Origin of the sequence: Fictibacillus sp. KU28468 (assembly GCF_026153615.1) — a bacterium.
Classification (GTDB): domain Bacteria; phylum Bacillota; class Bacilli; order Bacillales; family Fictibacillaceae; genus Fictibacillus_C; species Fictibacillus_C marinisediminis.
Genome location: NZ_CP110666.1, coordinates 1,444,143 through 1,467,731, shown reverse-complemented (window position 1 = coordinate 1,467,731; position 23,589 = coordinate 1,444,143). Strand labels below are relative to the sequence as shown.

Genomic DNA, 23,589 nt, shown 5'->3' with positions numbered 1-23,589 from the left:
TTCAGTTTGCAGATTGATAATCCTTGCATAGCTTTACCAGGTCTTGGACCAGCCGTTTTGATTCTTCTTCACTGTAGATGGTAGCACCTGATGCTCTCGGATGCCCTCCCCCGTTATAACGCATCGCAAGCGTATTGATCACTGGCCCTTTAGAGCGAAGCCGTACTCTGATCTGTCCGGGCTCGTCAACGAAAAACACCCACGCCAGCATTCCTTCCACATTGGCAAACGCGTTGACAAGCAAAGAAGCTTCACTGACCGTAACGCCATACTCTTTTAAAATCTCCGCCGGCAGATGAATATACCCTGCGCATCCATCAATAATTTTAAAGTTCTGCAGAACATAACCATTCAGCCTTGCCGTATTCTCATGAACTTTATAAAGATTATCAAATATCTCCTGAGGATTGATCCCTTTCTTTACGAGTGCTCCTGCTACATAATAGGTTTTCACAGTCGTATTGCTGTATAAAAATCGGCCGGTATCACTTACAATTCCCGCGTACAGCAAACGTGCAGCATCCTTGGTTAAAATCAGTCCTTTTTCCTTCCCATGTTCGTACCATTCATAAATCATCTCGCTCACGGAACTGGCCCCCGTATCGACCCATATCTCATCGCCGTATGGATCTTCATTCGGATGATGATCGATCTTAATCAGTTTCTCTCCCAGTTTAAACCGTTCATCACTGATTCGTGGTGAATTTGCTGTATCACAGACAATGACCAGCGCACCCTTATAGGTCTCATCTGTAATCTCATCCATTTTCACGAGAAAGGTTAGTGAAGGATCTTCCTCACCAGTTAGATAAATTTCTTTTTTCGGAAAGCTTGCTTTGATGATCTCGGCAAGTCCTCCCTGTGAACCAAGTGCATCCGGATCTGGCCGTATATGCCGGTGTATAATGATTTTATCGTAAGCTTTAATCATTTCCAGTATCTTGTCTTTCATCGAATATCTCTCCCTTTTCTTTCCTAAGCTTCTGGCAATTCTTTTCTTCAACGATTACAATGGAATAGGATTACTAACATGGAGGTCAGAAGAAATATGCCGTTATTTGTAATTTTAATTGTGGTTTCTCTTTCATTTTACATCTTTTATAAAGTAAAAGAAGTCCGATCTAAAGCTTCCTATGAAAAAAGCTGGATTGGTTCTAAAGCAAAAGTGGCACTGGGCGTATTCTTACTTTCATTCGGACTGAATGAATTCACGATGGTGGATGACAAAATCCAGCTTTGGATCGCTATCGTTTTTTCAGTGTACGGCTTGTTTATGATGGTTGCCGGATATAAAATGTACAAGCATTTTCTTCCCCTGGCCATTGAGGAAGCAGAGAATTCCCGTTCGGTTCAATGAATAAAAAAAGGGTGACTCAAGTGAATACAAGCTTGAGCCATCCTTTTTTTTGAATTTAAGACAAAGAAGTAGTGTCCAGCTTCAGCGCTTGCCGGACCAAAACATGAGCGCTTGCGCTTTTCTTATTATGACCGGTGACCGATCAATTGTGCCAGGAGCAGCGCCTTGCCAACGACCGCTCCATCATGATAGAGCTCAACATCCACTTTTCCAAACTTTCTGCTGACCTCAAGTACCCGCGGATCAATCTCAATCATACTTTCCATCTGCACAGGTTTGATAAAATAGAACGTTAGATTCTCGACGACAATGTCGCCTTTTTTTATCTTTCTCAGTGCCCGGCTTGCCCCTTCAATAACCAGTGTTGTCATAACACCGTAGGATACCGTCCCCAGGTAATTCGTCATCTGCGGAGTCACTTCGAATTTATACTTTGGGCCTTGTCCATCTTTAACCTCTGAGATGGAAGCGGTGATCAGATCGTCAAACGTTTCACCGACCTGAGGCTGCTTTTGAATCATCTGCAAAGATTTCAGGACATCTTGCCGTGTCAAAATCCCAAGCAGTTTTTGGCTGTTATTAACTACAGGTAAAAGCTCGATCCCTTCCCAGATCATAATGTGAGCGCAGGATGCTACCGAAGTCTTATGGTTCACTGTGATCGGCGAACGGGTCATGACCTTGTCAACGGGTGTATACCTGTCCATTCCAATAATATCCTTTGACGTAACAATGCCGACTACCTTCATCTGACTGTCAATGACAGGGTACCGGCTATGCTTGGTTTCATGATTCAGCTCATACCACTTTTCTATGTCATCTGCGGTGGTCAGCAAATGGGTGTTCTCAGCCGGTATCAAAATATCGGAAGCCAAAACGATTTCCTTTTTGATCAATTGGTCATAGATGGCTCTGTTGATCATGGTTGCTACTGTAAATGAATCATAGCTCGTTGAAATGACAGGAAGCTTAAGTGAATCAGCAAGCCTTTTCACCTCTTCTGTCGTGTCAAACCCACCCGTGATCAGTACAGCTGCCCCGGCGTTCAGTGCCAGCTCATGGACTTTCTCCCGGTTCCCGACAATCAGAAGGCTGCCCGGGTCGACATATTTCATCATGGCATCGAGCTTCATCGCACCGATGACAAATTTGTTCAGTGTTTTATGTAATCCTTCCCTGCCGCCAAGCACTTGGCCGTCCACAATATTAACAACCTCGGCAAAGGTCAGTTTTTCAATGTTCTCTTTTAACTTCCGCTCAATCCGTATCGTCCCCACTCGTTCAATCGTGCTGACGACTCCCTGGTTCTCAGCTTCCTTGATCGCCCGGTAAGCTGTACCTTCACTGACAGATAAGGCTTTTGCTATCTGCCGGACCGAGATTTTGGAACCGATCTCAAGAGACTCAATATATTCAATAATTTGCTCATGTTTGGTAGCCACGTTTTTCCACCGTTCCTTTGGCTTCTGTTTTATCTGTTCTACTAAGATTGATTAATACAGATTATACAGACATTAAAACAGAAACTCAATAATTCTTAAGGCGGGTTTCCCTAGAATCCTCATTATATTCACTCTTGCGCTGTTTTGGATCTTCCAATAATTCCCCCAGTGCCATCCAAAAACCTTTCGTCTGTGCTATAAAAGCAATGCAAGCAAATGTGAGCCAAATGACAGAAAATACAAAAGAAGGACTGCCGGACTTTGAAAAATGCAGGTGGGGTATTCCATATACAAGAAGCGCCAACAGAGATAAAGCTTTTAACGTACGGTTACTGGCCATAATAAAAACCTCCTTATCCCATGCTTATGCATCATGACAAGGAGGCAGACTAAACATACAGCTATCTTTCGATGGATTCACCCGGTTTCAGAACTTTACCTTCCACTTTTAAAGAAGATACAAACTGATCAGCATCCTGCTCGATGAGTGGGAACGTATTATAATGGATCGGCACCGTAAGCTTGGCGTTCACCCATTCAGCAGCTGTGGCAGCGTCTTCCGGCCCCATCGTAAAATTGTCACCGATCGGCAAAAACGCCACATCAACATTATTTCTCTCACCAATCAGCTTCATATCCGAAAATAAAGCTGTATCACCTGCATGATAGATGGTCTTTCCTTCAGCAGTAAATAGGATACCTGCAGGCATCCCGGTGTATACGACCGTGCCGTCTTCTTCCGTAAAGCTGGAGCCGTGGAAAGCCTGGGTCCATTTCACATGGCCCCACTCAAATTGATGGCCGCCTCCGATGTGCATAGGATGGACGTTCAGCCCCTTGGTTCCAAAATATTCAGCCAGTTCAAATGGGGCAACAATTAAACTGTTATTCTTTCTTGCGATTTCTTCCGCATCGCCTGCATGGTCATTGTGTCCATGTGTCAGCAGGATGACATCCGGCTTTACATCCTCAATATCCACCACAGCAGTATCATTGCCTTTAATAAAAGGATCAATCCAGATGGAATGTTTTTCGGTCTGGATCTCTACCGCAGATTGTCCGTGAAAAGTCAGCTTCATTTTCAACATCTCCTTTTACTTTCTCATTTCTACAATTCGAAATAGTACCTTCATTTCCTTCTCATTTCCGTTTTTTCTGCTTCTTAAACGCCGCTTTTCTTGAGGGGCTTCGTTTACATCCCATATCCACAGTGATACATTGAAAGTATAGGATATCTCCACCGTTACCAATATAATCCGTCATACATAAGAAAGGAAGATAAAGATCATGCGAAAAATTGAAGCACTCTCAACTTGGCTGAAAGAACAAAATATTCAAGGGGCTTTTGTTACGTCAACGGCCAATGTTTACTATTTGTCCGGTTTTCGGTGTTTTCCACACGAGCGCCTTCTAGGAGTTTTTGTTTTCCAGGACAAAGAACCAATTCTTGTCTGTCCCGGAATGGAAGAGCTGCAGGCAAGAAACGCCGGATGGAAGCACGAGATTATTGGTTTCTCAGATACTGACAACCCTTGGGAGATGCTTTCTGAACGCATCAATGATCGAGGCATTACTTCAGTGGATTCCATCGCCGTTGAAAAAGAACACCTTTCTTATCATCGCGGCATGCAGCTGTTGAACCTGTTCCCTAATGCATCCCTCGTTTCAGTGGAGCATGAACTGAATGCCATGCGGCTGATCAAAAGCGAGGACGAAATCTCTATTCTTCGTGAAGCAGCCCGTCTTGCAGATTTTGGAGTAGAAACGGGCATTGCTGCTATCGGAAAAGGCGTTACTGAACTTGAACTCGTTGCTACCGTGGAATACGCACTTAAGAAAAAGGGAGCAGCAGAAATGTCGTTTTCAACCACCATTCTGGCAGGGGAAAAATCGGCCATGCCTCACGGAAACCCTGGAATGAAAGAGATCCAGCCCGGAGATTTTGTCTTGTTTGATCTTGGTGTAGTCGTGGACGGATATTGTTCAGATATTACAAGAACAGTCGCTTATCAGTCTGTTTCTGAAAAGCAAAAAGAAATTTATGAAATCGTCAAGAAAGCACAGCAGGCATCTCTTGATCTCAGTAAACCAGGCACCCGTGTCGGAGATCTCGACCTGGCCGCAAGAAAAGTGATTGAAGATGCCGGCTATGGCCAATATTTCCCGCATCGCATCGGCCACGGCCTTGGTCTTGATGTTCATGAGCATCCTTCCATGAACGAAAAAAATAACGATAAGCTGACCAAAGGCATGGTCTACACGATCGAACCAGGGATTTACCTTCCTGAAGTTGGCGGCGTCCGAATTGAAGATGATGTGTATATCACTGAAAACGGCCATGAGTGCCTCACTCAGTTTACGAAAGAACTGGTAATCGTTAAATAAGAACAGACATAAAAAGGGGCTGTCCAAGAAGTCTGTAAGCTGTTGATTTCCGTTCCAGGCTGCTCGCTTTTACCGGCGCGAGCTCCTACTTTCGCGGGGCGTGCGGTGAGCCTTACCGGCGTGAACGCCTACTTTTTGGTGCAAACACCAGCGGGAGTCTCACCTGTCACGCTAGTCCCGCAGGACAAGGAAGGCTCCGGCAGCTTTTTATCGCACGAAGAAAATGTGAAGTTCATTTTCGAGGAATCTCGCATCTTCCACTTCAATACCCTTTTCATTGAAGATTTTTCAAGCCAAAAAGGGGCTGCCTGAAGGTCAATTTTCGACTTTCTGGACAGCCCCTTTTCTTTATTTATCAATAAACTCGTGCACAGATTTATATTCCAGTCCATGAGCTTCTGCTACGGCTTCGTATGTGACATACCCTTCCAATGTATTGATTCCTTTTAAAAGAGCTTCATTTATTCGGCAAGCTTCTTTATATCCCAGATTGGCGATCTGCACGGCATATGGGACGGTTACATTCGTAAGAGCGATCGTTGAAGTTCTAGGCACCGCTCCAGGCATATTGGCTACAGCATAATGAAGAACACCATGCTTTTCATAGGTTGGATTGTCATGCGTTGTGATCTTATCTACCGTTTCAAAAATTCCGCCTTGGTCAATGGCTACGTCAACTATCACTGATCCCGGCTTCATGGATTTGATCATTTCCTCAGTAACCAGCTTTGGTGCCCGAGCTCCCGGAATAAGAACTGCACCAATCACCAGGTCTGATTCACTGACCGCCAGTGCGATATTTAAAGGATTGGAGATCAGGGTATTGATTTTCGCACCAAAAATGTCATCCAGATGTCTTAGCCTTTCAGGGCTTAAATCAATGATCGTAACATCTGCCCCGAGACCCATTGCAATTTTCGCTGCATTCGTTCCGACGACACCGCCGCCGATAACGGTTACTTTTCCTCGTTTTACTCCCGGTACGCCGCCAAGCAGAATTCCTTTTCCGCCTTTTGGCTTCTCAAGGAATTGAGCACCGATCTGTGCAGACATCCGTCCCGCCACTTCACTCATTGGCGTCAAAAGAGGAAGTGAACGGTTGGGCAATTGTACCGTTTCATAAGCAATGCCCACTACTTTGTTATCAATCAGCGCTTTTGTTAACTCAGGTTCAGGAGCAAGGTGCAGGTAAGTGAAAAGAATGAGTCCTTCCCTAAAATATCCGTATTCCTCAGGAAGAGGCTCTTTCACCTTCATGACCATATCCATGGACCAAGCCTGATCTGCGGTCTGAACAACCGTACCTCCTGCCTTTTCATACTCGCTGTCATGAAAACCCGAACCTTCTCCCGCACCGGTCTGAATGTATACCTCATGACCGGAAGCCACTAAGTTCAGGACGCCTGCGGGTGTCATTGCCACACGGTTTTCATTATTTTTCACTTCTGTAGGAACACCGATCTTCATTTTTCCATCCTCCTCATTGTATGCCAATGATTATTTATGTAAAAACGTGTCAATGTCAATTGTTAACATACCACTAAAAAAATAATATAAAAGCCAATTAATTATTTACGATGCCTATTGATCACATCGAGCCCCCCGGTAGCTGAAATGATGCTGCCTGTTACCATGTCTGAGTTCTCTTCGCAGAGAAACGCGATCAGGCGGGCGATATCCTCCCCTGTGCCAGAACGTCCAATCGGAGTGTCTTTATCTTTTAAAACTCTCGCTTCTTCAATTCCGGCTTCCTTCATGTCACCGATAATATTTCCTGGACAGACCATATTTGCCGTTATGCCATGTTCTGCTTCCTCTAGCGCAATCGTTTTTGTTAAAGATACGAGACCCACTTTCGCTGCGCTGAAGGCTGAACGGTACACCCAGCCAGGAGTATATTCTGCATCCTGGAATCCATAGGTGATGATGCGGCCAAAGCCATTTTTTCTCATCACTGGAATTGTTAATTTGAGGAAATGGTATACGGAGCTCAGATTGCCATCGATCATCTCATACCATTCATGGTCTTCGTAATCGGCAAGTTTTTTCCGTTCAAACACATAAGGACCTGCATTATTGATGAGATAGTCGATGCGTCCAAACCTTTCCATTGCGGATTCACAAATGTGCCGGATATCTTCTTTTTTTGTCACATCACCTTTTATAAACTGTATCCGGTCCTCATCGCTTTTCCATTCCCGCTTTAGCTGACTCACCGCATTTTCGTCACTTCGATAGTTTACAGTGATGGTACACCCCTGCTTGATTAGCTGTTCTGACACTTTTTTGCCAAGTCCTTTAGATCCTGCTGTAACAATGGCATGCCTCACCGTTCCACCTCCCAGAAGCCTCGTGTAATAATAATGTCTGAATGTCTTATCTTACTGCTTCACTATCATTGTAACCATTTCCACATAACTAAGTCTATTCATGACCATAGCGATCCGATATTAAATACAGACAAAAAGGTAAATTAAAAAAAGCAGAATGACAAAGGTCATCCTGCTTTTTCTGTCTTTCCAATTATTGGAGGCTTTCTTCATCTTCAGCTTTTGATTCAGACTTTCCTTGATCGAGGTAGTCCACTACCCCGCTTTGGTAGGATTCGTTGATCTGCTGCTGTACAGTAATTTCATTTTCCTGATCAAAATCCACAAATGATGCTGGTTTTTTTTCTGGCATGCTCATCCTCCTTCATGATTTTAACCATATTGTTCTCTAATGAAGGAGAAAATAGTGTGCCACAATCTGGGTAATCAGATCTTAGTTTTAGCAATCTCAAGCGCAGCTCGAACGGCTTCAAACCCTGTTCCGCCTGCAGAATTTCGTCTAGAAACAACGGTCTTCGCCTGAAGGACATCAAACACATTCTTTTCAAAACAAGATGAAGCCGCTAGGTAGTGATCAAACGAAAGATCCAGAAGGTACACGTTCTTCTGGATACAAGTCAGCACCAGTTTACCTACAATTTCATGCGCCTCACGGAATGGGATGCCTTTGTTAACAAGATAATCAGCAAGTTCTGTCGCATTGGAAAAATCGGCTGAGACCGCTTTTTGCATGTTTTCCTGGCGGACCGTAATGCTCTCTATCATGCCGGTAAAGATGGACAATGAACCCTTTAATGTTGTAACTGCATCAAATAAAGGCTCTTTATCCTCCTGCATATCTTTGTTGTAAGCAAGTGGAAGTCCCTTCAACACCGTAAGCAATGTGGTAAGGCTTCCATATACACGGCCTGTTTTGCCGCGGATCAGTTCTGCCATATCCGGGTTCTTCTTCTGCGGCATCATGCTGCTTCCTGTTGCAAAGGAATCACTGATCTCAACAAATTGAAATTCCTGAGATGACCAAAGAATCAGCTCTTCGCAGAATCGTGACAAATGCATCATCACAAGGGAAGCATTACTGCAGAACTCGACCAAAAAGTCACGGTCGCTTACTGCATCCAGGCTGTTTTGATAGATATCTTCAAAGCCCAGAAGCTGAGCTGTGAACGCTCTGTCGATCGGAAAAGTCGTTCCCGCAAGTGCACCGGCACCGAGAGGACATAGATCGATACGCTTCATGCTGTCAGAAAGACGTTCCTTGTCACGCTGAAACATCCAGAAATAAGCCATAATATGGTGAGCAAAGGATACAGGCTGAGCTCTTTGAAGATGTGTATAACCTGGCAAGATGGTTTCCACGTGCTCTTCAGCAAGAGACACTAATACTGTTTGAAGCTGATTGATCTGCTCGATGAACGAAGAGACCTGCTTTTTCATGTAGAGGTGGATGTCAGTGGCTACCTGGTCATTCCTGCTTCTTGCGGTATGAAGCTTACCGCCAACAGGGCCCACCTCGTCTGTCAAAAGCTTTTCCAGGTTTAGATGGATGTCTTCATAGTCCACTTCGTACTCCAGTTCACCGTTTTGTGCTTTTTTTAACAGCGTCTGTAGTCCGCCTCTGATTGTCTCTGCTTCTTCCTCTGTAATGATTCCGCATTTGGAAAGCATTGTAACATGGGCAATGCTTCCTGCGAGATCTTCTTCTACTAGTTCTTTATCAAATGAAATGGAAGCACCGAATTCATCGACCCATTGTTCAGCCGCTTCGGTAAATCTTCCTCCCCATAATTTAGTTGTCATACTTTCACCCCGTTATGCTGCACCTTGCTGCTCACTTTTGTGGGAAGCCCCCATAGGGAGATGAAACCAACAGCATCCTGATGGTTAAATGTATCCTGTGTTGAGTAAGTTGCAAGTTTTTCATCATAGAGAGAGAACGGTGACTTACGGCCTTCTACGATGGCATGCCCTTTGAACAGCTTAACACGTACAACACCTGTCACATGTTTTTGTGTTTCCTGTAAAAAGGCTTGCAGTGCCTGGCGGATTGGAGAGAACCAAAGACCTTCATAAATAACTTCTGTAAGCTTTTTCTCAACCACCGGTTTAAAGTGTGCCACTTCTTTCACAAGCGTGATGTCTTCTAGCTCGCTGTGTGCTTTCAGCAATGTAACCGCAGCAGGACATTCATATATTTCTCTTGATTTAATTCCCACCAAACGATTTTCCACATGATCGATACGTCCGATACCATGGGCTCCGGCCACTTTATTCAATTGCTGGATCAGCTGTTCCAAGCTGTAAGGAATGCCATTTAAAGCTGCCGGAACACCTTCTTCAAATGTAATTTCGATCATATCCGGTGTGTCAGGTGTTTCCTCCAGAGGAGCCGTTAAATCATATGCATCCTCTGGGGGAGCCACCCATGGGTCTTCCAATATTCCGCATTCGTTGGCTCTGCCCCAAAGGTTTTGATCGACAGAATAAGGACTGTCCAGTGTGGCAGGAATCGGGATATTATGTTTTTTTGCATATTCAATCTCTTCATCACGCGACCATCCCCACTCACGTACAGGAGCAATGACTTCAAGATCAGGGTTCAACGCAGAAATGGAAACTTCAAATCGAACCTGATCGTTTCCTTTCCCGGTACAGCCATGGGCCACAGCATGAGCTCCGTACTGTTCTGCAACCTCGACCAATTTTTTAGCGATCAGCGGTCGGGAAAGCGCTGAAAGTACAGGGTATTTCCCTTCATACATTGCATGGCCTTGAAGAGCCGGCAGTACATAGTCCTGAGCAAACTCTTTTTTTACATCTAAGCTAATGGATTCGATCGCTCCAACCATCAGAGCCTTCTCTTTAACAAACTCCAGGTCCTTTCCTTCTCCTACATCAAGACCAAGTGCGATCACATCGTATCCTTTTTCTTGAAGCCATTTAATTGCTACTGAAGTATCCAATCCGCCTGAATATGCCAATACCACTTTTTTATTTGCCATCTATAAAACCCCTTTGCATTAAAATACTTAATTATAAATTTTTATACATTTATAAATAAAAATAAAAGAAGCTGCTCACTGCAACTTCAGATTATATCTTCTGAAACCACTATAACAACATTTGAGTATTTTTTCAATAATTATTTATCAAAATGTATAAATATTAGTTTTTATTCATTCGCAGCAACATGCTTTTTCATGTAAAATAAAGAAGAGGTGATACACGTGGCAACCGAATTTGTTTTTAATGAACGGCTTGGCATTGAGCTTCCCTTATTGCAAAAGGCTTGGGAAGACTACGCTCCCGCCAGACAGGAAGGAATATTGGCACAATGGGAATCCATACGGGGTACCATTCCTGACCGAATCCACGACATTGAACAGATCATCAATACAAAACAGGATCAGCTCGGTGTTGAAGAAAACTTCGCACGCTCATGCCAACTCAATTGGGAGATCGCTGAACTAGCATCTGTAATTAATGATTTATGGATTTGGTACAGAACCCATCAAGATATTAACTTAAAGCTGCATTTATAAAAAAATAGCACAAGTGCCCTGTTAAAATCCTCGCAATGGAGCTATCCATTACATCATTGGATACAAAAACACCCGGATAAAGATTCCGGGTGTTTTTGTATGCTGTATGCATACTAATTATGATTGTTTCTCCAAAAGAAAACGCTTTTGATAAAATTTTTGAGCGAATTCTGTTACTTCTCTGGACTTTTGATAGTTCATGGCAGCTCCAAACAAAACACCAAGCAAAGGAATACCCTGTACCATCTTTTTCTTGAGCATGGTAATAATGATTCCCTTCATTCCCTGTTTAAGCGGCATAGAAAGCCAGGATACATCGGCAACGGATTCATCACCAACATAAAAGAAGGAATCACGCTCACCGTTCGAAATCTCCTCAAGGAGTTCGTTCCAGCTTTCATACTGATACCGTTTTGGAAGCGTGGAAGCATGAAATACCTTCAACGACATCATCATTTCAGACGGTTTCTGTATATCATATCCGTAATTCATTGCGATGTATTGTATGGAACGTACTTGCAAAGCAATCATTGCCGGAATATCCATCCCGAGCAGCAAGAGTCCTCCTGTTCCAGAAAGCCCCCCTTGCGCTAAAGAAAGCATCCGGCTTCTTGCGATTTGCTGCTGCGCAATATATGTAAGCTGATCAATCGTACATGATTGTAAATCTTCAATAATCTCCACTTCGGGATTAAAAATACGTGCTTCTGACAGCAGCTTCTCTCTTACATCCGTTTGGTATCTTGAATTCTGAATCAATGCGTGAACATGAAACAATGCAGAATCAATGAAATTATTCATTTTTTCAATGAGTACCGGGTTCAGTTGGTTCAGCTGATTTTTAATCCATCGTTCATAGGTCGCTTCAAAATCTGTCGGCTCATAATCAAAGTAACTGGACTCCCACTGGGTGATGGATTGCCATACTTTTTCCTCTCTTGAAGTTAAGCTCACAATTCAACCTCCTGCCATTTGCACATTTATAAGATGATATCTGTCGAAGTGCTGTCTAGCTTCAGTGCCTAGGGCAGAAAACATGTTTCTTGTTTTCTGCATTGGTCCTCTGAGGACGAATTGAACAATTCGTCTTTGGTCGCTTCACTCCCACAACACAAAAAGCGTGTTGCTGTATAAGAGTTCCAGCGCTTTTCGAACCTAAGCAAGGCACTTACGCTTTTCTTAATAGTATTATACATTCTTTTGATCCATAAAAACAAAAAACCGGCAGAAGAGTTTTACAAACGCCCCGTATCCCAACATGAAAAGTGAAAGCTGGATACCTATAAAAAAAGAGCTTGTACCTGATACCAGCTCTATTAACATTATTATTTAGATAGTCTTACTGTATCTCTTGCGATCATCACTTCTTCATTCGTAGGTATGATAATAACCTTAACCGGTGAATGAGGATAGCTTATGAATGCTTCTTTTCCGCGTACTTTGTTTAATGCAGGGTCCCAGTATACGCCCATAAATTCTAAACCGCGAAGAACACGCGCACGAACGGTATCACTGTTTTCACCAATTCCAGCTGTAAAGATAATCGCATCGATACCAGCCATACGAGCAGCATAAGAACCGATGTATTTATGGATTCGGGAAGCAAAAACTTCCAGAGCAAGTTCTGCTCTTTCATTTCCCTCATTTGCCTTCTGCTCAATATCACGAAGATCAGAAGAGAAGCCTGTTACACCTAGCATTCCGCTCTTATTATTCAAAACGTTTAGTACCTCTTCAGCCGTTTGGCCTGTTTTTTGCATGATATAAGGAATCAATGCTGGGTCAATGTTTCCAGAACGCGTTCCCATCGTAACACCCGCCAATGGCGTGAAGCCCATAGAAGTGTCAATGGATTGTCCTCCTTCAATGGCAGCAATACTCGCACCGTTACCTAAGTGGCAGGATAGAAGACGAAGCTGTTCGACCGGACGGCCAAGCAGTTCAGCTGCACGCTCTGTAACATACTTATGAGAGGTACCATGGAAACCATATTTACGGATGCCGTACTTTTCATAATATTCATATGGTAAACTATACAAAAATGAGAGCTCAGGCATGGATTGGTGAAACGCCGTGTCAAAAACAGCCACTGCCGGTACGTTCGGCAAAATTTCTTTGAACGCTCTGATACCGACAACGTTCGCCGGATTATGAAGAGGTGCCAAGAAAGACAGTTCCTCAATTTCCTCCAAGACCTGGTCAGTGATTACAGCTGAATCATTGAACTTTTCACCGCCATGAACAACACGGTGTCCGATCCCTTCAATCTCATCATAAGAAGAGATGACCTGGTGGGCCGCCGTCAATTTTTCAAGCAGCATTTTAACTGCTACCCCATGATCAGGAATATCTGTTACTTCTTTTATTTTTTCTCCATTTACTTCAATGGTAAAAATGGAGTCATTTAATCCGATACGCTCAACTACACCTTTTGTTAGAACTTTCTCTTCAGGCATTTCAAGCAGCTGAAATTTCAGTGAAGAACTCCCAGCGTTGATTGCGATAATTTTAGCCATTCTTTTTAGCTCCTTAACTGCAATGAAAAAAGAAGTGCACGAATGACATGAACTTCTTTCCCATTATGAATTCATAATATCCTTAACCATTTAAACACCCTTGCACACTTATTACAAGTTTGTTAAGCGTTTTCCAGGCATATTCATTATATTCAGAAATGAATTCGTTTCCACAGAAGGAGTTTTTCATCATTTTTATTATGAACGTTTTAGTTCAGAGCTAAACCACGCATTCATCTGGCTCATTACGCTCCCCATCGCTTGCTTTTTAGAAAAGGATGGCAAATTAACAAGGAGTGCCTGTTTTGGTTTGATGGTGTGTTCTCCGTTTTTTTGCAGCAGCAGAATGCTTTTTGCATGGCTTTCCTGTTTAAAGAGCGACATTGGCAGCTGGATCATGCCTAAAATTACTGCACGTTCCTTCAGCATGTCTTGAAGCAAATGAGCTTGTTCGCTCGAAAACAACGAATTAGGAACGAGGAAAACGCCAAAGCCGGATTCTTTTAAATAATTGATGCTTTGTTCGATGAGTAAATGATGTGCGTACGTATGGCCCTTCTCTGCAAATACCTTGAATTCTTTCGCAGTTTCATCCCCTGGATAAAAGCCAACAGGCAGATCCGCAACAACGATATCTACAGGATCTACATACAAAGGCTTAATGCTGTCCTGATGATATAATTCTACATTATGTTTCTGCAAATTGGCGACGATCCAAGCTAATCGCAGCAACGTCTCATCCACTTCAACACCAAAGCTTTGGACTTCTTCGCCAAACTGGTTCAAAACGGTTGTAAGCAGGTTGCCCGATCCGACTGCGGGATCCAAAAGCACAAATTTTTCCTTCTGCTGCATGAGTTTTTGTACAAGGTACCCAACAAAGAGACCTACAGCATCCGGTGTCATGGCATGATGCGGCTGTATGGCTTCTTTCATTCCTTTTAAGACGGCGAGCTGGAATGCTTTCCGGATTTCTTCCGCTCCCATCGTATCGAGATTGATTTTCCCGTATTCTTTTTCTAAAAAAGCTTTTGTCACTTGTGATACGTCTTCCGGTATCTCTTGATGAAATAAGTTTTCACCTGTATCCACAAGCGCCTCAAGATAGGTTAATTCTTTTTCTTGTTTAATTCTCTCAGATGACTGATCAATAACCGTAAAAAGCTTCTCTACATTCGAAAGGCTGCTCATATTACTTCCTCCTATATCCTTACCCCGCATTCAGCATGCGTTTCGTTCTATATTAATCAATGAAGCGTTACATGGGAGATGGAACACCGTTAAAAAACTCCGGAGCATGCCTCCGGAGTTTTTCGTTTAATTAGCAGCTTTTGCAGCTTCGATGGCAGCTTCATAATTTGGATGGTTGGTCACTTCATCCACATATTCCACATAAGTGACTTTGTCTGAACTGTCTACCACAAAAACAGCCCGTGCAAGGAGGCGCAATTCTTCAATCGCCACTCCGTAAGCTTGGCCGAAAGACAAATCACGGTGATCAGAAAGTGTCTGCACGTTCTCTACACCAGCAGCGGCGCACCAGCGTTTTTGAGCGAATGGAAGATCCACTGAGACAGTTAAGATCTTAACATTATCCAATTTCGACGCTTCCTCGTTAAAACGGCGAGTTTGCGCATCACAAACGCCTGTATCAACGGAAGGTACGACAGAAATCAATCGAACAGATCCTTTAGAATCCGCTAGTGTCACTTCTGACATGTCGTTGGCCAGAACCTTAAAATCTGGAGCCTGGTCACCAGCCTTTACTTGCTTCCCTGCTAACGTAACCGGTTTTTCCTTAAATGTTACTCCCATGAAAAAGCCTCCTTTATTTGATTATGTACATGTTTCATAATATAGCGAAGAAAGCGATTGTGCAAATAATAAAGAAAAGCTGAAGCGCCTGGTTAGAGACGAAAGGCACTGGAGGTCTCTGCCATAAAACGCTTTTTGTTTTCTGGCAGAGAGCGAAGTGACCTAGTCTCTAGGCGCTGAAGCTGGATCAAGTAATGCTGAAACGGCCGTTGAAAAGCGTGAGGCGTTGGAACTCTCAAACTTCAACACGGTCTTTGTGTTGGGGTGAGAGAGTGAAACGACCAAGCTTTTGGCCAGTTGAAGCTGGATAAAGAAAAGCTGAAGCGCCTGGTTAGAACGAAAAGCGGTAAAGATGAAAAGAAAAAGCTAACTGACGGACAGTTAACTTAAAAAGGGTTTTGCTGTTGGTTTTGCTGTTGATTTTGATTTTGCTGTTGATTTTGATTTTGCTGTTGATTTTGATTTTGCTGCTGATTTTGGTTTTGCTGAACGTTTCTTTGTCTGTTTCGGTTGTTAATCATATGCTGAATCTTTTCCACAACACTTGGAGCCAAATCTAGAAGGCGTTCATAAAGATGAGTGCTGTTATCCAAGTGAATGGTTTTGATACCTGTTGAACCAACGATTAAAAAAGCAATCGGAGTGATGGAAACACCGCCGCCGCTTCCTCCCCCAAACGGAAGTTCTTCACCGGAATCCTGCTGGCCCTGCGGGCCTCCCCCCTGGTTTTGATGATCACCGCTGCTGAATTCACTTCCTCCTGCTGCAAAGCCAAAACCTACTTTGGAAACAGTTAAGATTACACTTCCATCAGGCGTTTCTACCGGATCGCCGATAATGGTATTCACATCGATCATTTGTTTTAGATTTTCCATCGCCGTTTTCATAAGGCCTTCAATAGGATGCTCAGACATGTGATGTTCCTCCTGCTATATATTTTTTTGATTTTTTACTTTTGCTGGAGCTTATTTTTCTCCAATGTTTCAACATCTGTAACATGACGACAATAGCATGCCCGATTTTAAAAGAAATCATACAGGACAGCCTGGTTTGCGTAAGAGTCCCTCGATAAACAGGTATGACCTGAATGGAAGGCACTCCCTTTAAAGAAACAAAGTGCGACAGCATGCCAAGGGCATTGCCTTTTAAAGCCCAGACCATGCCTGATGCAACAGCTGTTGAAGCCGCATCTCCAAGGCCGAACCGGCTGTCCCACCTTACCTGTGAAATTGTAACTTTCTTTAAGAATCGGCGAAGAATTCTATAAAAGCCCGTCACATGGACAAGGAGCCTGCTGTATTTCCTGTAGCTTTCCTTAATGGTCTGTACGGTGATTTTTGTTTTCTTCTTTTTGACCCCTGCAGCCCCATTTGATTTTTTTTTCGCTTCAATCTTTCTTTCGGAAGTATTGACTTTAACTTCGGGCACCACGACAGAATAGGAGATCACTTTCCACAGGGAAACTTTAATACGCAAAAAATCATCGTCCCCTTTGTGTGTGTATAAAAAGGAAACGTGTACTGTTGAAAAAAGCAGAATGATAAATAAGAGCAGTAAAATAATGAGTACGATAAAAAAAATCATCACAGCCATACTTCCTTTCATTACCATTATGGTCGGCATAAAGAAAAATAAACCTGTTTCGATTCACAAAAGGATTTATAAAGTGAAAGAGCAATGAGAGAAAGCTGACATTTAAGTTTGAACAGGACAATAACCAGTACCCGATCATCGGCATTGATAATGAAGCACTAAGCATCAGGCATTCAGAAGTGATCCGTTTTGAGCTGTCCGATCGAAAAGTAAAAACGGTTAAACTTAAAGACAACTCGTTTTGGCATAAAGTCAGAAGAAGTTTCTTATAAGCTCAAAGATAGCTTCTAACAAAAAACAACCAGCCCGGTAGTTGCGGGCTGGTTGTTTTTGTATATGGCTTAGTGGTGAAAAGCGCTGAATTCTATCGAATTATCAATGATCGTATAAAGGACTTTTGCTTCGAGGATTTCATTCGGATCACTGGCAAGGATATCTCTGTCCAGCACAGTAAAATCCGCTTCGAATCCCGCTTCGATCCGTCCTCTTGTATGTTCTTTGCTGATCGCATAAGCACTTCCCGCGGTATACAGTTGAACCGCCTGGTAGGCTGTAAGTTTTTCTTCCTTCTGATACCCTTCATGGTTCTCATCCGGTTTTTTCCTTGTCACCGCAGCATAAATTCCCTCTAATGGATTCACTGCCTCTATTGGAGCATCGGAACCGCCTGCACAGTGAAGCCCATGATCAATGAGGGTTTTCCATGCTAATGCATACGGTATTCTTTCAAGGCCTAACCTTTCGATCAGCCATGGAAAATCAGACGGAACAAAGCTTGGCTGTATATCGATAACGATCGGCAGCTGTTTCATTTGCTCAATCAGATCAGGCCTGACGAGTCCAGCATGAATGATCCGGTCCCTCTTCTCGGTTACGGCCGGATGTGCCCGGATCGCCTCAAGTGTGTATTCTAATGAAAGATCACCTATCGTATGGACAGCGACAGCCATCATATGATTTCTTGCAAGGTGAACAAGTTCTTTTAACTCTTCCGGCCGATGGATTGCAACACCTGAAGTATCCGGAGCGTCGTTATACGGTTTGCTTAACAGCGCGGTTCGGCCTCCGAACGCTCCGTCACTGAAGATTTTCATTGCCCCAAATTCAATATACGGAGAATCTGTTTCGGAAAGCTTTGATTCTTGATAATCACTGACCACACTATGATGAACAAGAAGATGTGCTTTAAATTTTATAGAATCACCATTCAGCACTCTCCTGAATGCGGACACCGTCTTTTCAAAGCCGCCGTAGTACCCTAAGTCTTCGGTATGTCCTCCTGTAAGCCCTAATGAGAGCAAATCATGCACAGAAGAAGTTAGGGCATTCGATATGTATTTTTCCGTCACAGGCGGCACAGCCTTTTTGACAAGGTCTGCAGCGCTGTCCAGGAGATAACCTGTTGCCTCACCGTTTACATCACGGACGATAATGCCTCCCGGAGGATTTTCTGTTTCTTTCGTAATTCCCGCAAGTTCCAAGGCTGTACTGTTGGCCAAAAAAGCATGTCGGCAAACACGTGAAAGGAGCATTGGATGATGAGGTGACAGCTCATCAAGCTCAAGCCTATGGAAGATCTTTCTGTCCAAAAAATTATTTTCATTCCATCCATCACCGATGATCCAATTTCCTGGCTTTTCTTTTTCTGCCTCGCTTTTTAGATAGTCTCCCATCTCTTCTGCTGAAGTAAAATGAGACAGATCTCTTCTGATCAGCTTCTCTCCATGTCCGATGATATGAAGATGGCTGTCTACAAACCCAGGAAACATCACAGCCCCTCCCAGATCAATGGATGAATCAATTTCATCGCTGTACTTTTTTAATAACGACTGAGCTGTTCCAGTTTCTTTTATTGTTTTACCTGCTACATATACCGCTTCTACGGTCTCACCTTCTTGAGCAAGCGTGTAAATGATGCCATTCGAATATAACGTTCCCATGCCACACCTCTTTATGTCTAAGCTTTCCCTTATTTAACCACAAATTTAGCACGCCGCGGTATTTTTCCGCACATAAAAGGGCAGGCCTTTTGCCTGCCTTCATTTTCAGCTGCCTTTTACTTCTTTTTGCCGCAGTTCGATGCGCCGTATTTTTCCAGACGTCGTTTTTGGCAAATCTGAAACAAATTCAATGCTGCGCGGATATTTATATGGAGCTGTTAATGACTTCACATGCTCCTGTAAATCCTTTATTAAAGTCTCCTGATTTTGTGGTTTCTCATCATCTTTCAGCACCACATAGGCTTTCACAATATGGCCTCTGATCTCATCAGGGCTGGCTACAACCGCACATTCTTTAACCGCAGGGTGTTTAACAAGAGCATCTTCTACCTCAAACGGCCCAATCGTATAACCTGAACTGATGATAATATCATCACCCCTTCCTTCAAACCAGAAATATCCGTCAGCGTCTTTCTTCGCCTTGTCTCCCGTTAAGTAATATTCACCGCGGAACGCCCTTTTCGTTCTTTCCGGATCTTTATAATAGGTTTTAAAAAGAGCCGGTGAACTTTGATGCACCGCGATATCTCCTACTTCGTTAATTCCGGCAGGCGCTCCATCCTCATTAATGATGTCCACCCGATTCCCAGGCGTCGGTTTCCCCATAGAACCTGGGCGGAGCTCCATGCCTTCCATCATGCCGACAAGAAGTGTATTCTCCGTTTGACCGTATCCATCTCGTACAGTGACATTGAAACAGCGGACAAACGTGTCAATCACTTCTCGGTTCAATGGCTCTCCTGCAGAAACCGCACTGCGGAGATGCGGCAGCGAGTACTGTTCGAGACCATCGGCTTTCGCCATCAGTCGGTATTCTGTCGGTGTACAGCAGAGAACAGAAATTTCTTGTTCCTGCAATAAGCTGAGATACGTTGAAGGATCAAACTTCCCATTATATACAAACCCTGTCGCTCCGCAGCCCAACACAGACACAAAGGGGCTCCAAATCCACTTCTGCCAGCCTGGTCCGGCTGTCGCCCACACTTTATCTCCTTCTTTGATGCCAAGCCATCCTTTTGCGGCTGTCCTTAAATGAGCAAAAGCCCAACCATGTGTATGTACAGCACCTTTTGGCTGGCCTGTCGTTCCGGATGTATAGGATAAAAAGGCCATATCATCTTTTTCGGTTTTCTCCCCTTCATAGAAACCGTTTTCATTCTGTGATAAATCATCAAGTGAGGCCCAGTCGTTCACATGTCCGCCAACAGACAATTTGTGTTGAAGAGAAGGCAATTCATCTTCGATGGCGTCGATACTGGAAAGGAAAGCAAGGTCCGAGATGACAGCCTTTGCTTCACTATGGCTGATGCGGTAGCTTAAATCCTTTGGCCGAAGCATTTCTGAAGAAGGAATGACAACAATACCAGCTTTCAGGCATGCCAGATATACAACATACGTTTCAATCTTTCTCGGCATCACAACAAGAGTTCTGTCACCTTTAGACAAACCGAGCTTTTTAAGTGCATTTGCCGTTTTGTTGCATGCTTCAAAGAGAGCTTTATAGGTCAATTCTTTGATGGTTCCTTTATCGTCTTTCCAGATCAGTGCTTTTCGTGAAGCATCCTGTGCGAATTTCTCCATTTCCTCTGTTACATTATAGACAGGCGGTGCTTGTAAATCTAAAAGATTCTCCATTTCCGTAATCCTCCTCTATGTATGCAAACCGTGTTCTTCTTTAGTATACAATATTTTTGGAATATTTTTAACATAAATGGAGCGGGCAGCAGCCCGCTCCTAAGCCATCTTGTATTCAATTGGTTATTTTTGTTGAGATCCGCTGAATTGCTGCTGAGACATTGCCACTAAGCGTTTTGTGATCTCTCCTCCTACAGAACCGTTAGAACGGGAAGAGTTGTCAGCACTAAGGTTTACACCTAATTCAGAAGCGATTTCGAATTTCATTTGATCAATCGCCTGTTGTACACCAGGTACAAGAAGTTGGTTTGAGTTGTTGTTTGCCATGTTGTTTCACCTCCTGTACCTATAGATTGTGAAGGAAACAAGGATTGCAACCGTGGTAAATATTAAATGAAGTACCAAAAAAAAACCTGCAGAGAGATTCTGCAGGCTAAAATAAATCTTCAAATTCCTTAGCTTCTTTTTGTTCTTCAAACGAGATGGTTTCAATCGAAGAAAGCGCTTCTTCAATCAGCTCTTCCATGTTTTCGATATTCTGCTCAAAACGATTGGCTTTTTCGCGTTTCGGCTTTGTTTTAGGAGCAGCTGGAACAAAAATAGTGCAGCAGTCTTCATAAGGACGGATGGAGATATCATAAGTCCCGATTTTCTGAGAAATGTCAATGATCTCGAGCTTATCCATCGTAACGACCGGCCGTATGATGGGAAGGTTGGTCACTTCGTTGATCGTATGCATGCTGTACATCGTCTGGCTAGCCACCTGTCCAAGATTTTCTCCGTTTGTGATCGCCATCGCATTTCGTTCCTCAGCCAGCCGCTCAGTAATGCGAAGCATCATGCGCCTCATAATGGTCATGCTGTAGCTTGCTGGAATTTTGTCTTTTATGATTTGCTGTATTTTTGTAAAGTGAACCACATGCAGTTTCATCTTACCGCCAAAGCGTGTTAATTCCTGCATCAAATCTTCTGCTTTCTGTTTGGCGCGGTCGCTTGTGAACGGGGGGCTGTGAAAATGGACAGCTTCTATACGCACTCCGCGTTTCATGGTCAAATACCCGGCAACAGGGCTGTCAATTCCACCAGACAGCATCAGCATCGCTTTCCCGCCAACTCCGATTGGCAATCCTCCGGCACCAGGATAGGTTTTGCAGCTGATGAACGTACCGTTATCTTTAACTTCTACTTTAACTTCAACATCAGGATGATGGACATTGACAGAAACATTTTCTGTGTGGGTTAAAATATAACCGCCGACTTGACGGTTGAGCTCCATCGAACCGACCGGGAAATGCTTATCACTTCTGCGTGCAGACACCTTAAATGTCTTTGGAGCAGCCCCGTTTTCAAGGAAAGCGGCTAATGCAGCTTCCTTGATTGCTTCAATTTCACTTTCCGTTCTGATCGCCAGGCTGATGGCATGAATCCCAAAAACCTCCTGCAATTTAGCGATCATCTTCTCGTGATCTTCTCCATTGATCTCTACAAGAATCCGGTCATATGATTTTAGAACCACTGCATTTGGAAATACAGATAACTTTCTGCGTACCGTTTCCCTCAGCTGGCTCTCAAAATGTCTTCTGTTTTTCCCTTTTAATGATAACTCACCAAAACGGATAACAATGTGATTATATTGCATTCTATTTACCCCATTACTGTTTGCAGCTGAACCACTGCTTTTTTTAATTCTTTAAGCACAACTTCTGCTTCGTCTAACGTATTATCGAACGACAGGCTCATCCGTATAGCTGTACCTGCCTTCTTCTCCCCAAGCCCCATTGCGAGCAGAATCCGGCTCGCTCCTGCCTGTTTAGATGAACAAGCAGAACGGGTGGAAACATAAATTCCCTTTTGATCAAGGGTATGGATCATTACCTCTGGCTTTACTCCATGAATCGAAAAATTGATGATATGGGGAGCAGAGTTTGATGGTGTATTGATCGTTATACCTTCCATAGCAGACAGTTCATCCATCATTCTTTGTTTAACCGTCTCCATAGACCGTATTCCGTATTCCATGCGATCAAACGTCATGCGCAGCGCTTTCGCGATGGAAACAATACCCGCGACATTTTCAGTTCCCGCACGCACGCTGGCTTCTTGCTCTCCACCAGACAGAAGGGGTGAAAGGGTGACACCTTCTCTTTTGTAAAGGATACCCGTTCCTTTTAAACCGTGGAATTTATGCCCCGACATCGTGCAAAGATCGATTGCTGCTTCCTTAAATGGCAATGGTATTTTTCCAATTCCCTGAACATGGTCGACATGAAAAAATACCTTAGGAAAATTCTTCAGGATTTTCCCTGCATCCACGATTGGCTGTATCGTGCCGACTTCATTATTTACATGGATCAGTGAGACTAGAATTGTATCTTTTCTGATGCTCTTCTCCAGTTCTTCCAAGGAAATTTCTCCAGAAGAGTTTACCGGCAGATACGTCACTTCAAAGCCAAGCGACTCCAGATAATGAAATGTTTCGTAAGAGGAAGCATGTTCTACCTCACTTGTGATCAAATGTTTGCCGCGCTTCAGATGCTTTAATGCAATTCCTTTAATGGCTGTATTATTGCCTTCCGTTCCTCCGGAAGTAAATATAATTTCGGCTGGTTTTACTTTCAGCAGTCCTGCTACAGTTTTTCGAGCCTGGAATATAAGCCGTTCTGTTTCTCCGCCCTTGGAATGAATGGAGGATGGATTGGCGAAATAATTCTGAGAAACAGTAACAAATGCATCCAGTACTTCTTTATATGGTTTCGTTGTTGCACTATTGTCAAAATAAATCATGGTTGACTCCTCCGCCTAGCTCACTTATTCTACACATCAATCTATAATACCACAACCGAATAAAAGAAAAAATTGTATTTTAAACAGAAAACTGTTTTGCATATCTCTCTTTATCCTTCCATAAATCCCTCTAAATTAATGGATGGCATCAATGAAATCAAAAAGATATTTTGATTTTCAGAATCCGATT

24 protein-coding genes and 1 pseudogene are annotated in these 23,589 nt (G+C 43.4%); 5 read left to right on the top strand and 20 right to left on the bottom strand.

Annotated elements, in window-relative coordinates:
- Position 1: 1 nt before the first annotated feature.
- A complete protein-coding gene (locus tag OKX00_RS07545; protein WP_265409992.1) occupies positions 2-952 on the bottom strand; it encodes a DHH family phosphoesterase in 951 nt (316 codons plus the stop codon).
- Between the two features lie 96 nt (positions 953-1,048).
- Between OKX00_RS07545 and OKX00_RS07540 the strand changes: the two genes are divergently transcribed.
- Positions 1,049-1,357 carry a YtpI family protein gene (locus tag OKX00_RS07540; protein WP_053357574.1) on the top strand — a complete coding sequence of 103 codons (309 nt, stop codon included), beginning with the start codon at positions 1,049-1,051 and terminating at the stop codon, positions 1,355-1,357.
- A 125-nt stretch (positions 1,358-1,482) separates the two neighbouring features.
- On the opposite strand, the gene OKX00_RS07535 is transcribed toward OKX00_RS07540, so the two are convergent.
- The 3 genes from OKX00_RS07535 to OKX00_RS07525 form a co-directional block, all read right to left on the bottom strand.
- Entirely contained in the window at positions 1,483-2,799 is a 1,317-nt protein-coding gene (locus OKX00_RS07535; RefSeq protein ID WP_265409991.1) for a CBS domain-containing protein, read from the bottom strand.
- A gap of 85 nt (positions 2,800-2,884) precedes the next feature.
- Positions 2,885-3,139, bottom strand: coding sequence for a hypothetical protein (locus OKX00_RS07530; protein WP_062233851.1), 255 nt, complete (start codon positions 3,137-3,139; stop codon positions 2,885-2,887).
- Positions 3,140-3,200: 61 nt separating this feature from the next.
- Positions 3,201-3,878, bottom strand: a complete 678-nt coding sequence (locus tag OKX00_RS07525; protein ID WP_256226287.1) for a metal-dependent hydrolase — start codon at positions 3,876-3,878, stop codon at positions 3,201-3,203.
- Positions 3,879-4,083: 205 nt separating this feature from the next.
- On the opposite strand from OKX00_RS07525, the gene OKX00_RS07520 reads away from it, so the two are divergent.
- Both OKX00_RS07520 and OKX00_RS07515 read left to right on the top strand, forming a co-directional pair.
- Positions 4,084-5,184, top strand: coding sequence for a M24 family metallopeptidase (locus OKX00_RS07520; protein WP_199805088.1), 1,101 nt, complete (start codon positions 4,084-4,086; stop codon positions 5,182-5,184).
- A 42-nt stretch (positions 5,185-5,226) separates the two neighbouring features.
- Complete coding sequence (locus OKX00_RS07515; protein WP_265409990.1) at positions 5,227-5,496, top strand: hypothetical protein; 270 nt, start codon at positions 5,227-5,229, stop codon at positions 5,494-5,496.
- A gap of 36 nt (positions 5,497-5,532) precedes the next feature.
- Here OKX00_RS07515 and ald read toward each other — a convergent pair whose 3' ends face one another.
- The 5 genes from ald to OKX00_RS07490 all read right to left on the bottom strand — a co-directional run bounded on the left by ald (position 5,533) and on the right by OKX00_RS07490 (position 10,516).
- Complete coding sequence (gene ald, locus OKX00_RS07510) at positions 5,533-6,651, bottom strand: alanine dehydrogenase (RefSeq protein WP_265409989.1); 1,119 nt, start codon at positions 6,649-6,651, stop codon at positions 5,533-5,535.
- A gap of 101 nt (positions 6,652-6,752) precedes the next feature.
- Positions 6,753-7,514 (bottom strand): SDR family oxidoreductase, encoded by a 762-nt coding sequence (locus OKX00_RS07505; protein ID WP_265409988.1) that lies wholly within the window; start codon positions 7,512-7,514, stop codon positions 6,753-6,755.
- A gap of 193 nt (positions 7,515-7,707) precedes the next feature.
- Positions 7,708-7,866, bottom strand: coding sequence for a hypothetical protein (locus OKX00_RS07500; RefSeq protein WP_156316352.1), 159 nt, complete (start codon positions 7,864-7,866; stop codon positions 7,708-7,710).
- 74 nt (positions 7,867-7,940) lie between these two features.
- Positions 7,941-9,314 carry an argininosuccinate lyase gene (gene argH, locus OKX00_RS07495; RefSeq protein WP_265409987.1) on the bottom strand — a complete coding sequence of 458 codons (1,374 nt, stop codon included), beginning with the start codon at positions 9,312-9,314 and terminating at the stop codon, positions 7,941-7,943.
- A complete protein-coding gene (locus OKX00_RS07490; protein WP_265409986.1) occupies positions 9,311-10,516 on the bottom strand; it encodes an argininosuccinate synthase in 1,206 nt (401 codons plus the stop codon). The genes argH and OKX00_RS07490 overlap by 4 nt, the downstream gene beginning before the upstream one ends.
- 225 nt (positions 10,517-10,741) lie before the next feature.
- On the opposite strand from OKX00_RS07490, the gene OKX00_RS07485 reads away from it, so the two are divergent.
- Positions 10,742-11,056, top strand: coding sequence for a hypothetical protein (locus tag OKX00_RS07485; protein ID WP_265409985.1), 315 nt, complete (start codon positions 10,742-10,744; stop codon positions 11,054-11,056).
- A gap of 117 nt (positions 11,057-11,173) precedes the next feature.
- Here OKX00_RS07485 and OKX00_RS07480 read toward each other — a convergent pair whose 3' ends face one another.
- The 6 genes from OKX00_RS07480 to OKX00_RS07455 form a co-directional block, all read right to left on the bottom strand.
- Positions 11,174-12,010, bottom strand: a complete 837-nt coding sequence (locus OKX00_RS07480) for an EcsC family protein (RefSeq protein ID WP_265409984.1) — start codon at positions 12,008-12,010, stop codon at positions 11,174-11,176.
- Between the two features lie 371 nt (positions 12,011-12,381).
- On the bottom strand, positions 12,382-13,572 hold the full coding sequence (locus tag OKX00_RS07475; RefSeq protein WP_265409983.1) for an acetate kinase: 1,191 nt from the start codon (positions 13,570-13,572) through the stop codon (positions 12,382-12,384).
- Positions 13,573-13,770: 198 nt separating this feature from the next.
- Positions 13,771-14,763: a class I SAM-dependent methyltransferase gene (locus tag OKX00_RS07470; protein WP_265409982.1), complete on the bottom strand. Its 993-nt coding sequence runs from the start codon at positions 14,761-14,763 to the stop codon at positions 13,771-13,773.
- Between the two features lie 126 nt (positions 14,764-14,889).
- A complete protein-coding gene (gene tpx / locus OKX00_RS07465) occupies positions 14,890-15,387 on the bottom strand; it encodes a thiol peroxidase (protein ID WP_265409981.1) in 498 nt (165 codons plus the stop codon).
- A gap of 386 nt (positions 15,388-15,773) precedes the next feature.
- The gene (gene ytfJ, locus OKX00_RS07460) at positions 15,774-16,301 is read right to left on the bottom strand and encodes a GerW family sporulation protein (RefSeq protein ID WP_265409980.1); all 528 of its coding nucleotides are present in this window, start codon (positions 16,299-16,301) and stop codon (positions 15,774-15,776) included.
- The gene (locus tag OKX00_RS07455; protein ID WP_265410493.1) at positions 16,294-16,971 is read right to left on the bottom strand and encodes a DUF2953 domain-containing protein; all 678 of its coding nucleotides are present in this window, start codon (positions 16,969-16,971) and stop codon (positions 16,294-16,296) included. The genes ytfJ and OKX00_RS07455 overlap by 8 nt, the downstream gene beginning before the upstream one ends.
- A gap of 89 nt (positions 16,972-17,060) precedes the next feature.
- Here OKX00_RS07455 and ppnK point away from each other — a divergent pair.
- Positions 17,061-17,252: pseudogene (gene ppnK / locus OKX00_RS07450) on the top strand (NAD(+) kinase); the annotation flags it as partial.
- Positions 17,253-17,321: 69 nt separating this feature from the next.
- On the opposite strand, the gene OKX00_RS07445 reads toward ppnK, so the two are convergent.
- The 5 genes from OKX00_RS07445 to OKX00_RS07425 form a co-directional block, all read right to left on the bottom strand.
- Positions 17,322-18,920 carry an amidohydrolase gene (locus tag OKX00_RS07445; protein ID WP_265409979.1) on the bottom strand — a complete coding sequence of 533 codons (1,599 nt, stop codon included), beginning with the start codon at positions 18,918-18,920 and terminating at the stop codon, positions 17,322-17,324.
- 105 nt (positions 18,921-19,025) lie between these two features.
- Positions 19,026-20,615: an acyl-CoA synthetase MbcS gene (gene mbcS, locus OKX00_RS07440; RefSeq protein WP_265409978.1), complete on the bottom strand. Its 1,590-nt coding sequence runs from the start codon at positions 20,613-20,615 to the stop codon at positions 19,026-19,028.
- 123 nt (positions 20,616-20,738) lie between these two features.
- The gene (locus OKX00_RS07435; protein WP_053357555.1) at positions 20,739-20,942 is read right to left on the bottom strand and encodes an alpha/beta-type small acid-soluble spore protein; all 204 of its coding nucleotides are present in this window, start codon (positions 20,940-20,942) and stop codon (positions 20,739-20,741) included.
- A gap of 106 nt (positions 20,943-21,048) precedes the next feature.
- Positions 21,049-22,254: a tRNA uracil 4-sulfurtransferase ThiI gene (gene thiI / locus OKX00_RS07430; protein ID WP_265409977.1), complete on the bottom strand. Its 1,206-nt coding sequence runs from the start codon at positions 22,252-22,254 to the stop codon at positions 21,049-21,051.
- 5 nt (positions 22,255-22,259) lie between these two features.
- The gene (locus OKX00_RS07425; protein WP_265409976.1) at positions 22,260-23,399 is read right to left on the bottom strand and encodes a cysteine desulfurase family protein; all 1,140 of its coding nucleotides are present in this window, start codon (positions 23,397-23,399) and stop codon (positions 22,260-22,262) included.
- Positions 23,400-23,589 lie beyond the last annotated feature (190 nt).

Bases quoted from the DNA above. Each gene is read 5' to 3' on its own strand.
- OKX00_RS07475 (WP_265409983.1), bottom strand. From the start codon at position 13,572: ATGGCTAAAATTATCGCAATCAACGCTGGGAGTTCTTCACTGAAATTT.
- OKX00_RS07445 (WP_265409979.1), bottom strand. From the start codon at position 18,920: ATGGGAACGTTATATTCGAATGGCATCATTTACACGCTTGCTCAAGAA.
- OKX00_RS07435 (WP_053357555.1), bottom strand. From the start codon at position 20,942: ATGGCAAACAACAACTCAAACCAACTTCTTGTACCTGGTGTACAACAG.
- mbcS (WP_265409978.1), bottom strand. From the start codon at position 20,615: ATGGAGAATCTTTTAGATTTACAAGCACCGCCTGTCTATAATGTAACA.
- OKX00_RS07455 (WP_265410493.1), bottom strand. From the start codon at position 16,971: ATGATTTTTTTTATCGTACTCATTATTTTACTGCTCTTATTTATCATT.
- tpx (WP_265409981.1), bottom strand. From the start codon at position 15,387: ATGGGAGTAACATTTAAGGAAAAACCGGTTACGTTAGCAGGGAAGCAA.
- OKX00_RS07425 (WP_265409976.1), bottom strand. From the start codon at position 23,399: ATGATTTATTTTGACAATAGTGCAACAACGAAACCATATAAAGAAGTA.
- OKX00_RS07530 (WP_062233851.1), bottom strand. From the start codon at position 3,139: ATGGCCAGTAACCGTACGTTAAAAGCTTTATCTCTGTTGGCGCTTCTT.
- OKX00_RS07525 (WP_256226287.1), bottom strand. From the start codon at position 3,878: ATGAAGCTGACTTTTCACGGACAATCTGCGGTAGAGATCCAGACCGAA.
- argH (WP_265409987.1), bottom strand. From the start codon at position 9,314: ATGACAACTAAATTATGGGGAGGAAGATTTACCGAAGCGGCTGAACAA.
- OKX00_RS07500 (WP_156316352.1), bottom strand. From the start codon at position 7,866: ATGCCAGAAAAAAAACCAGCATCATTTGTGGATTTTGATCAGGAAAAT.
- OKX00_RS07540 (WP_053357574.1), top strand. From the start codon at position 1,049: ATGCCGTTATTTGTAATTTTAATTGTGGTTTCTCTTTCATTTTACATC.
- OKX00_RS07545 (WP_265409992.1), bottom strand. From the start codon at position 952: ATGAAAGACAAGATACTGGAAATGATTAAAGCTTACGATAAAATCATT.
- OKX00_RS07470 (WP_265409982.1), bottom strand. From the start codon at position 14,763: ATGAGCAGCCTTTCGAATGTAGAGAAGCTTTTTACGGTTATTGATCAG.
- thiI (WP_265409977.1), bottom strand. From the start codon at position 22,254: ATGCAATATAATCACATTGTTATCCGTTTTGGTGAGTTATCATTAAAA.
- OKX00_RS07490 (WP_265409986.1), bottom strand. From the start codon at position 10,516: ATGGCAAATAAAAAAGTGGTATTGGCATATTCAGGCGGATTGGATACT.
- ytfJ (WP_265409980.1), bottom strand. From the start codon at position 16,301: ATGTCTGAGCATCCTATTGAAGGCCTTATGAAAACGGCGATGGAAAAT.
- ald (WP_265409989.1), bottom strand. From the start codon at position 6,651: ATGAAGATCGGTGTTCCTACAGAAGTGAAAAATAATGAAAACCGTGTG.